This window comes from Paenibacillus sp. IHB B 3415, from assembly GCF_000802655.2.
In the GTDB taxonomy this organism is placed as follows: domain Bacteria; phylum Bacillota; class Bacilli; order Paenibacillales; family Paenibacillaceae; genus Paenibacillus_AQ; species Paenibacillus_AQ phytohabitans.
This window is the reverse complement of sequence record NZ_JUEI01000154.1, coordinates 1-10,081: the sequence shown is the minus strand read 5'-3', so window position 1 is coordinate 10,081 and position 10,081 is coordinate 1. Positions and strand designations below refer to the sequence as shown.

At 57.1% G+C, this 10,081-nt stretch carries 7 protein-coding genes; 2 read left to right on the top strand and 5 right to left on the bottom strand.

The window, feature by feature from the left end; all coding sequences use genetic code 11:
- Positions 1-2,093 (top strand): DEAD/DEAH box helicase (locus QW71_RS35635; protein ID WP_039310607.1); only part of this gene is annotated, 2,093 nt, incomplete at its 5' end.
- A 6-nt stretch (positions 2,094-2,099) separates the two neighbouring features.
- On the opposite strand, the gene QW71_RS35630 is transcribed toward QW71_RS35635, so the two are convergent.
- Positions 2,100-2,720 (bottom strand): hypothetical protein, encoded by a 621-nt coding sequence (locus tag QW71_RS35630; RefSeq protein WP_039310605.1) that lies wholly within the window; start codon positions 2,718-2,720, stop codon positions 2,100-2,102.
- Positions 2,721-3,554: 834 nt separating this feature from the next.
- Between QW71_RS35630 and hflX the strand changes: the two genes are divergently transcribed.
- Complete coding sequence (hflX, locus tag QW71_RS35625; RefSeq protein WP_039310602.1) at positions 3,555-4,832, top strand: GTPase HflX; 1,278 nt, start codon at positions 3,555-3,557, stop codon at positions 4,830-4,832.
- Positions 4,833-4,980: 148 nt separating this feature from the next.
- Here the strand turns inward: hflX and QW71_RS35620 are convergent, their stop codons facing one another.
- Genes QW71_RS35620 through QW71_RS35605 form a run of 4 tightly spaced genes read right to left on the bottom strand, consistent with a single transcriptional unit; the run spans position 4,981 to position 9,642 of the window.
- Positions 4,981-6,717 carry a hypothetical protein gene (locus QW71_RS35620; RefSeq protein WP_152679945.1) on the bottom strand — a complete coding sequence of 579 codons (1,737 nt, stop codon included), beginning with the start codon at positions 6,715-6,717 and terminating at the stop codon, positions 4,981-4,983.
- Between the two features lie 2 nt (positions 6,718-6,719).
- Positions 6,720-7,172: a glycoside hydrolase family 88 protein gene (locus QW71_RS41930; protein WP_268794649.1), complete on the bottom strand. Its 453-nt coding sequence runs from the start codon at positions 7,170-7,172 to the stop codon at positions 6,720-6,722.
- A complete protein-coding gene (locus QW71_RS41925; RefSeq protein WP_268794648.1) occupies positions 7,151-7,924 on the bottom strand; it encodes a glycoside hydrolase family 88 protein in 774 nt (257 codons plus the stop codon). The genes QW71_RS41930 and QW71_RS41925 overlap by 22 nt, the downstream gene beginning before the upstream one ends.
- Positions 7,921-9,642, bottom strand: coding sequence for a glycoside hydrolase family 3 protein (locus tag QW71_RS35605; protein ID WP_039310594.1), 1,722 nt, complete (start codon positions 9,640-9,642; stop codon positions 7,921-7,923). Before QW71_RS35605 ends, QW71_RS41925 begins: the two co-directional genes overlap by 4 nt.
- Between the last annotated feature and the right edge of the window lie 439 nt (positions 9,643-10,081).

Here is a 10,081-nt window from a genome sequence, read left to right as displayed (position 1 = left end):
GGCTCCTGCTGGAGGCCGGCTGGCAGGTGCTGCTGCCGGCATGGTGGGAAGCCGCCAGCCGCAGGAAGCCGCGCCTGCGCGCGAAGATCAGCTCCGGCACCGCCGAGGGCCGCGGGCAGTCGCTGTTCGGCCTCGATGCGCTCGTCGACTTCGACTGGCGCATCTCCATCGGCGACGCCGATCTCTCCGAGGCGGAGTTCGCCGACCTCGTCGCGCGCGGGGAACGCCTCGTCCAGTTCCGCGGCAAGTGGATTCCGCTGGACCCTGCGCTGCTGGCGCAGATTCAGCGGGCCATGGCCGGGATGGACAAGTCGCAGGGCTTGTCCTTCCAGGATGTGCTGCAGCTGCACCTGCTGAACAGCGGTGCCGACGCAGACGCGGAGGAAGCCGAAGCGCAGCGCGCCGAGGAAGAAGCAGCCCGCGTCCGGCTGGAGGTCGAGCTGAACGAGCATCTGGTCGGAATCATCGGCCAGCTTGGACAGCGCAGCCAGTGGCCGAAGCCGGAGGTTCCGGCCGGCCTCCATGCCGAGCTTCGCAGCTACCAGCATGAAGGCTATGCCTGGCTGGTATTCCTGCGCCGCTTCGGCCTTGGCGCTTGCCTGGCCGATGACATGGGGCTCGGCAAGACGGTGCAGCTGATCTCCTACCTGCTCCACTTGAAGGAGCAGGAGGCGGAAGCGGAAGCTTCCGGCGCACCGGTAGCCCGGCGGCAGACCGAGCCGGCCGGCTGGCCCTCGCTGATCATCTGCCCGACTTCAGTGCTCGGCAACTGGCAGAAGGAGCTGCAGCGTTTCGCCCCTTCCCTGAACGTGATGCTTCATTATGGAAGCAGACGGCTGGATGCCGGTTATTTCTACGGCGCTGCTTCGCAGGCCGATGTGGTCCTCACTTCCTATGCTACCGCCGCGCTGGACCAGGAGCTTCTGAAGCAGTTCACCTGGGCGGCCGTATGCCTCGATGAAGCGCAGAATATCAAGAACGCCGGAACGAAGCAATCGGCCGCAGTGCGCAGCTTCCCGGCCCTGCACCGGATCGCCCTGACGGGGACACCGATTGAGAACAGGCTGTCCGAGCTGTGGTCGATCTACGATTTCATCACACCGGGTTATCTCGGCACTCCGAAAGGATTCCAGGACCGGTTCGCTAACGCTATTGAGAAAGAGCGGAATGCCGAAAAGACAGCAGACTTGCAGCGGCTGGTCAAGCCGTTCATGCTGCGCCGCAAGAAGAAGGACCCGGCCATTCAGCTCGATCTACCGGATAAGAATGAAATGAAAACCTACATTAATCTGACAGCAGAGCAAGCGGCGCTCTACGACCAGAACGTGAACAGCCTGCTCGAACGGATGCAGAAGCTGGAGGGCATTGAACGCAAGGGAGCCATTCTGGCCGCCTTGACCAGCCTTAAGCAGCTATGCGACCATCCAATGCTGCTGACCAAAGAGGCGCTGCCCGAGCCGGAGGCCGGAGGCGTTCTGGACACCAGCGCCTTGATTGAACGGTCGGCGAAGCTGGAACGGCTGCTGGCCATGGTCCGCGAGCTGCGCGAAGAGAATGAGCGCTGCCTGATCTTCACCCAGTATGTCGGCATGGGCAAGATGCTGCAGGCTGTGCTCCAGCAGGAGCTGCAGGAACCGGTGCTGTATCTGAATGGCAGCACCCCGAAGAGCACCCGTGACCGCATGATTGAACGGTTCCAGGCCCCCGCACTGCCTGCCGGTGAAGCCGCAGCCGATGGCGCCCCCGGTTACCAGCCGTCTGATCAGCCGAATGTATTTATCCTCTCGCTCAAAGCGGGCGGTGTCGGCCTCAATCTGACCGCCGCCAATCATGTCTTCCACTTCGACCGCTGGTGGAATCCGGCGGTGGAGAACCAGGCCACTGACCGTGCCTACCGCATGGGCCAGACCCGGGACGTGCAGGTGCATAAGTTCATCTCGCTCGGCACGCTGGAGGAGAAGATTGACGAGATGCTGGAGAGCAAGCAGCAGCTCAGCGACGATGTGATCTCCGGCTCCGAGGGCTGGATCACCGAGCTGTCTACGGACGCGCTGAAGGATCTGTTCACGCTGCGGAGGGAATGGGTCGGTTAACGGAGTTCACCACTGCTCTGACATTCTAAAGGTTGCAGCCAGATTGTCCTCCCCGGCCAGTGAGCTGACCACCAGCGTGATTGGCTCCTGCTGCATGTCGTAGAGCAGCTGCTGATTTACCAGATTCACGGCAACATTCTGGTACGCACCCGATATGCCGGAGCCGATTCCTTGAGTGATGACCCTTCCGCCAGTAACTGCAGTACATGTATAGTTCACTTGCAGCGCCGTTTCAGTTACGGGAATAGCTGTAGTCGGCGTAGGATAGTTCACAAAGGCTCCGTTTACGCTTCCGCCGGCGATCACTTTATAGCGGATGGGGGTAGAGGCCAGAATCTCCAGTCCATCCGCTTTGATCTCGGCAGTCACCGCTTCAGGAATGGTCACTGCGGCATTTCTCCGGAAGCTGATGGCCGCGAAATCGCTATCAGTAACAGTGATATTGTCACGGAATTCCGAAGTGATCCGGCTTACAGCAATCGGCAGCATAGGAACGGGAATCCAGACCCCGCTGCTGTCAATCAGGAACATACGGACACGGACCTGCTCCTGTGAGTACACTACATTGAATTGGAAAAACGTCTGTGTCACATTATAGGTTTTGGTTACGACTTCCCTGTAATTCAACTCGAACCGCTCCTGGGCGAACAGCGTCGCCGGACTTACATCATTATTTTAGCCCGGTTAAATAGACCACTCCTCTGGGGGTTCCATTGTTCACTACCTTCACAACAGCTTGACTGATAGACCCTGCTCCTAAGGTAGGGTTCTTTGTTAACATGTTGGTTGTCAATACAGGCATAGCTCATCACCCTCCTATTAAAGCTATTTCATATATCATATGCCGAGCAGATTAGAAGTTTCTGGTTTATTGACAGCGGGAGACACTCCACAGCCCTCAGACGCTTCCGTAACTGGGCGCAGTTGCCATTTTATAACCGCTGTGCTAAAATCAACTTAACTTTTTTAGAACGGAGGGCTCAGTGTGATAGACTATATCCGGATTCGTAACTTACGCGGCTAATTACAGCTTCATAGCGCGAAAGCTCTGCCTTGTGCAGAGGACTCAGGATAGGTCTATCCATTTTTAGAGGCAGCCCATAGCTTGAACTTATACGCGGGACAACAGGATAATTTATAGCGATAAGTCTATAAATTCCCTTGTATTTGAATGGAGAACCGAGGTTGCTCCTTCCGGCCCGGCGTATGCCTTTAGGAATTGCACCCCCATAGAGAATAAACTGAACCGCAGCCCGGCATGGCTGGAATAGAGAACTATTCCTCCCTAACGCTGCCGGTTCTTGGCTTCATATTATCTATGGGAGTGCCATAGCTGTAGAGCTGTTATTGGTGTAACAGCTCTACAGGACCCTATTCTGTTGTTCCTCACAATCCCTTTAGCACAGGCAGACTGCCTGTGCTTTTTTATGTCCAAATTTAACAATGGAGGTTGAACTATATATGGAATCCGTACAACAAAAAGCAGTCATCGTCGGTGTACAGCTGCAAAATGACAATAACTTCGATTACGCCATGGAGGAGCTGCGCAATCTGGCAGCCGCCTGCGAGATTGAGGTCGTGGCTGAGCTCAGCCAGAAGTCCAGCCGGGTGAACCCCTCGCATTATATCGGAACCGGCAAAATCCAGGAGCTGGCGCTGCTGATGGAGCAGCATGATGCGCCCATCGTTATCTTTAATGACGAGCTGTCGCCGTCCCAGATCCGTAATCTGGAATCAACGCTCGACCATCAGGTCATTGACCGGACGATTCTGATTCTGAACATTTTTGCACAGCGTGCCAAAACCAAGGAAGCCCAGCTGCAGGTGGAAGTAGCGCAGCTGCAGTACATGCTTCCCCGCCTGACGGGCTTGCGCGAATCTCTGGGCAGACAAGGCGGTGGAGGCGGAACCGGCCTGAAGAACAGAGGGGCCGGGGAGACGAAGCTGGAGCTGGACCGCAGAAGAATCGAGGAGCGTATCTCCGTCCTCCAGACAGAGCTGCAAGCACAGGTCTCAAGGCGCCAGATTCAGCGTAAGCAGCGCCACAAGAATGAGGTGCCTGTCGTTTGTCTCGTAGGCTACACCAATACCGGCAAGTCGAGCTTAATGAATACGCTGGTGGAGACCTATCATCCCGGCTCGGGCAAAGGGGTCTTCGCCAAGGATATGCTGTTCGCCACTCTCGAAACATCAGTGCGCAGTATCGATCTGCCCGATCACAAAACCTTCCTGCTCACAGATACCGTCGGGTTCGTCAGCCAGCTGCCCCATCATCTGGTCAAGGCCTTCCGCTCGACACTGGAAGAGGTCACGGAAGCGGATCTGCTGATCCATGTGGTCGACATTTCCGATCCGCAGCATGAGCAGCATATGGCTGTAACGGATGAGACCCTGAAGGCGCTGGGCGCTGACGGCATTCCCACCCTGTATGCCTACAACAAAGCCGATCTGACGGACCAGCCTTATCCGCAGATCCAGGAGAATTCTGTAACGCTCTCTGCGCTGAAGAACCGCGGAATTACCGAGCTTACGGCGCTGATCCGCAGCCGGATCTTTACCGATTATATTCAGTGTGAGATTCTGGTCCCGTTCGACCGGGGCAGCATTGTTTCTTACTTCAATGAGCATGCCGATGTGCAGTCCGTCAGCTATGAAGAGCAGGGCACACGTCTTAAGCTGGAGTGCCGGGCCGCCGATTATGAGCGGTTCCGGGGTGATTTTGTTGAGCTTTCGCAATAGAATCCTCTCTATGTAACAGGAGCAGGCCCCAGGCCCCGGTAACTCTTACCGGGGCCTGCTCCTGCTGTTGTATATGGAAGCACCGGAAGCAGTGAATACTTCCAGCAGTAAACTCCGTAAGGACTCGCGGACAGCCGATCTGTCCGCCTTATTTTGCCGGACCGGGATCTAATTGAAGCAAGAACCCTCCGTCCCTTCCGCTGCTGCGGTTCACACGTAACCCGCCGTCATCTGTCATCTCCAGAAGCGGTTCAGCGTAAACCGCCTCTTCATGCTCCGGCTGTACCTCCAGTGAGAATACCAGCGCTGCCTGCTGTAAAGAGGTGAAATCAATGCTTCTGCGCGGGCCTGCATAGAGAATCATATCGATATTTATGCTGTCTTCCGCGTTATGAATTTCCCACGCCCAGCTGCGCACCGCACCTGCATGCCCGCTGAACGCCGCGAACCAGGTCGTCAGATTAAACGCAGTTCCCCCAATGATGATGCTCGCCCCTTCTTCCGTAGGTCCGGCGATGATCCCATCCAGGCACCCGCCAATCTCCAGCCGCAGCCGCAGATCTGCGGCCTCAATGATGCCGCCGGTCCGGTCGAGATTCGGATGAGTATCGCCGCCGTCCGTAATGAAATCTACACCGAACAGCAAATGTTCTGCTTCCTGCAGCGATTTGAAGCGTGCAGAGCAGTAGTCATAGCCGTCATGCAGGCAGCGGAGCCGGATATAGGCCGGCTGTCCATGATTGTCTGCATAGACCACCAGCGGCCGTCTTTGATTCCACAGATCACTATGTGTGAAGGAACCGATACTAAACTTCGGGGTCATATAGGTGACCGCCCATTTGCCGCCGTCCATTTGCCCTTCCCCCTCCCTCTCCCCTTCCAAGAGCTGTCTTACTTCCTTCGTCTCAGGAATCATGAAGCCAGCCAGATAAGCAGGTGGGCACTGGATGCCGCTCCTATACCATTCTTCCTCGTAGGGCAGCTCCTTCCAGGGGAAGAACCTTGCCGCTCCTCCCGTCGCCATTTGCAGAAAAGCCTTGCTCTGCTCATTCAGCAGCGCCCCGTAACTGCGGGAATGCGGCCCGGACCACTGGGCCGTGGCCGGGTGATAATAGCCCGCGACTGTCTTCCAGGTCAGATCAAGCAGTTCTCCGGTCAGTGCTTTGACCGTGCTGTCCGTGGTCTCGGACTGAAGCTTCGACAGCTCCAGAATGGCAATGTAGGTATAGACCGGACTGTTGTATTCCTGAAAAGCCCCATGCTCCATGGTATGGGCATGCAGCTTCCGAAGCCGCTCCAGACCGTATGCCGCATAATCCTCGCGTCCTAATTGCTCCCCGGCAATTCTCGTAACAAAAGCTCCGATAATCGCAATATTGGTATAGTCTGGACCCACATTCCGCCTGATAATCGCCTCGCAGGCATAATCAATGGAATGAATCATGTCTTCCCGCAGGCCGTCCGGGAAGCGGTGGCCGTGGCGTGCGATCGCCTGAACCAGCCGGCTGCCGCAGAAATCGGCCCAGTTCCAGTCCGGAGGCGCCATCTGGTGCAGCGGCTCCTCATAGAACCAGGACCAGATCCCGAAGGTAGCATGGCTCCGGTCGGTATCCTGCAGGGAGATCACCTGCCGGATGATATCGAATGCCCGCTGTTCATAACGGGCCAGCTCCGTATCAAGCAGTCCGAGTGCATAAGAGAGGGAATCTCTGGTGGAATGGATGAACTCCGCCTGCTTCAGGGTCGTATGATAACCCGGGCTGCTGAACGGGGAACGCAGCATACAGATGCCCGGATCATAACGGGACTCCAATCCGGCCATTTTATGAATCAGCAGCTGCAGATGGTTCATTTCTTTATTTACAGGCTCTGCGGTTTCCTTCACGGTCATCTTCCTCCCTTTCCTTCAGAGTTCAGCGGAACCGTCTGCTGCGGGTGCTGGTGATCCAGCGCCTCTGTCAACAGCTGCATCACCAGTCCCTGACCGTACAGCGCCGGATACCTCCCAATGGCGTTGTACGCTTCTATTGAAGGCATTACCGGGGTGCCTCCCGAGACTCCCTGCACCTCACCGTCTTCACGGATAAGCGGCAGGATTCCTTCAAGCGCCTTCCCGGCACTCTCCAGAAAAGAGTCATCCAGCAGGCCGCCCTTAACCGCCTTGAGGAAACCGCAGGCGATGCCGGCGCTGGCTGACGTCTCCTGGTAATAATCCGGCCGGTCGAGCACAGTATGCCAAAGTCCATTATCTCCCTGAACCTGCCGCAGGGCGGAAGCGAGCGTACGGTAGCGGCTGCTGAGCTCTTCCGGGACGGCAACTACGCGCCCGGTCTCTGCCACAATCGCCAAAGTCCATTATCTCCCTGAACCTGCCGCAGGGCGGAAGCGAGCGTACGGTAGCGGCTGCTGAGCTCTTCCGGGACGGCAACTACGCGCCCGGTCTCTGCCACAATCTCGGGAACGGCCAGCGTAATCCAGGCGTTGGCCCGGGCCCAGCGGGCAGCCGACATATGGCTGCCGTCCCGGCAGTTCCAGCCGTGGAACAGCAGTCCCGTCGCCGGGTCCTGCAGTAGGCGCAGATGCAGCAGGGTCTGCTGCAGGGCGGCTTCTGCAAGCCCGCGGTCGCCGGTCAGCCCCGCAAGCCGTGCCAGGAACAGCACGGCCATATACACCGTATCCGCCCACACCTGCTCCGGGAAGTCTACAGCCTCCGTCACGGTATGCTCCAGCGCCCCTTCCCGGGTTCGCGGCGCAGTCTCCAGCATCCAGGCGGCAATTTCCTGAGACCTGCTCAGAAACCAGGTGTCCCCGGTCAGCCGGTACAGCCCAGGAAACAGCGCATATGGAGCCAGGGAGTTGATGACCCGAACCCCCTCTGCCTTACGCTTATTCCGGTTCACCCAGAGCAGCACGTAATCAATTACCTTGTCTGCGCCGGTGGCAGTTCCGTATTCCATCAAGGAGATTACACCAACGCCGGGCACCCAGTCCCAGTGATGAATATCCATCCCCCAATTGCCCTGATGCCGGACAGAACTCATATATTCGAAGATAAGATCCAGCTTCTCTTCTAACTCCTGTTTTGTACTCAAAACGTCCGAAGCCTCCTTGAACCGTGATAATCCCCCTGGAAATCCGCTTTGACCGGAGAGTTGCCCTGAAACGGAAATTCGCCAAACAGCGCTTTGACCGTAAGCTCTACCGTATCCTCATGCATCGAATAAGCATTCACCAGCGTATCGAGGAATGGAATATCCTGCAGCAGATACGGCGACGCAAACGAAATACCGACCGGCTTGATCGTCTCCGCATGCTGCATGGCCCAGATGGCTTTGGCCGCTTCGCCTACCGGACGGGCCGTATTCATCATGCCGTGCAGCGGCAGGAAATAAGGGGCAAAAGCAGCGTCCCAGGCCACCCCGGACAGCTCCCATTGCCGCAGTGTAGTCAGCGGTTCGAATTCATCGAGGATATCGACCTGCAGCCCTCTTGCCTTAAGCTGTTCAACGAAAAGATTCATCCGCTCGTATCTGCGCCCCTCCGTCACCTTATTCAGCATGATCACCAGCACCCGGCGGACCGTCCGCGGATTCAGGGGCAGCTGGCCGGTCCGGTTGCGGACCAGCGTAATGCAGCGCCCGGCAAGCGCCCGGCTTAATTGTCTAACCTGCCGGTCCAGCTCGGGCGGCAGCTTATCCTCCAGCAGCGGCAATGCCAGCCCGTCTTCTCCCGCAGCGCCGGTAAACTGCATTCCAAGCCGGGCCTTCATCTCCAGAATCCGCCGGACGCTGGCCTTCAGCCGTTCCCGGCTTACCCGCCCGTCCGCCACCGCCTGCTCCATCACCGCGAAATATCTCACACCCGGCCAGAGCAGCACATCCGTGCCGCAATTGAAACAATCGATCATGCGCTTCTCATAATCTCCCCAGGCCAGGAACCCGCCCATATCCAGCGCATCCGACAGCACCACCCCATCGAAGCCCATTCGTTCCCGCAGCAGCTCCGTAGTGATACGCTCCGATACGGTTGCAGGCACCGGCTTCACGGCAGCATCCCCGTCTTCAATCCAGGGAAGGGCAATATGGCCGGTCATATAGGACATCACACCCTGATCGATGATTCTCTGAGCCACATGTCCATAAGTGGAGAACCATTCCTCTTCAGATAAGCTGTTAATCGTAGTAATGATATGCTGATCCCTGTAATCCACCCCGTCTCCGGGAAAATGCTTGGCGCAAGCCGCGATGCCATAATCCTGCATCCCGCGCATGACGGCCGTAGACAGGCGTGCCGCCCGCCCGGCATCATCCCCGAGACAGCGGGTAGTAATGACGGGATTCATCCAGTTCAGCAGAAGATCAACCCCCGGTGCCAGCGCCCAGGTGAATCCGGCTGCCCGGCCTTCCATCGCTGTATATTTACCGTATTCATAAGCCAGCGCTTCATCGTCGGCCGCGGCAAGGGCGAGAAGGGGCGGGAAGGCTGTGAGGCTTTTGACTGCAGAGCCGGCCCCGAATTCCAGATCACCGGAGAACAGCAGCGGGAACTTGCTGATTCTCTGCAGCATTACGGTCCAGTCCCGATAATCCTCCGCTTTACCCGCAGCCTTCTGAATGACCTCTCCGCCGATAAAGAAGCTGCCCACCGGATATTGTGCCAGATACCCGCGAAGAGCGGCCTCGTCATCCCCCTTGAACGGCAGTCTGCCTGCATGATCCTGCATCGTCTGCCCGATGAGCTCCCGCAAGCTCATAGCCTCCAGCGTGCCCTCTACCCAGTCCTGCTCTTCCTTGCTTAGCGGCCTCTGCATAGTCCCGATTCCTCCCGGTAATTTCTATTCCAAGTGTAACGAAAAGCCGGACCGCTCTAAATAAAGCCAACTATAATATAAGTTCAAAATTCTATAATCCCCCCACAAAGCAGGTTCTTAGCTTCGATGATTACTCAGACACTTGGCCGGGACCCTTAAATAAATTCTTATGCAAAAACAAAATCACCCTAACGGGTGATTCATGCTGCAGCTTGTAGGGCTTATGCGGCTTTGCAGCTTTGCGGCTTGTGCAGCTTGTGCGGCTTGTAAGTCCACCTCACATAGCTTCATTCAGACTACTTCCTGGGCTGCCCCCGGTGAAATCATGGCACTTCTGCTCCTCATTTTTTCCTGCTGCCCACCTTTGGCGTATTCAGGGGCACTTCTGCTCCTCATTTCCTCCTACTGCCCACTTTCGGCGCATTCAGGGGCACTAGTG

Bases quoted from the DNA above. Each gene is read 5' to 3' on its own strand.
- hflX (WP_039310602.1), top strand. From the start codon at position 3,555: ATGGAATCCGTACAACAAAAAGCAGTCATCGTCGGTGTACAGCTGCAA.
- QW71_RS35605 (WP_039310594.1), bottom strand. From the start codon at position 9,642: ATGCAGAGGCCGCTAAGCAAGGAAGAGCAGGACTGGGTAGAGGGCACG.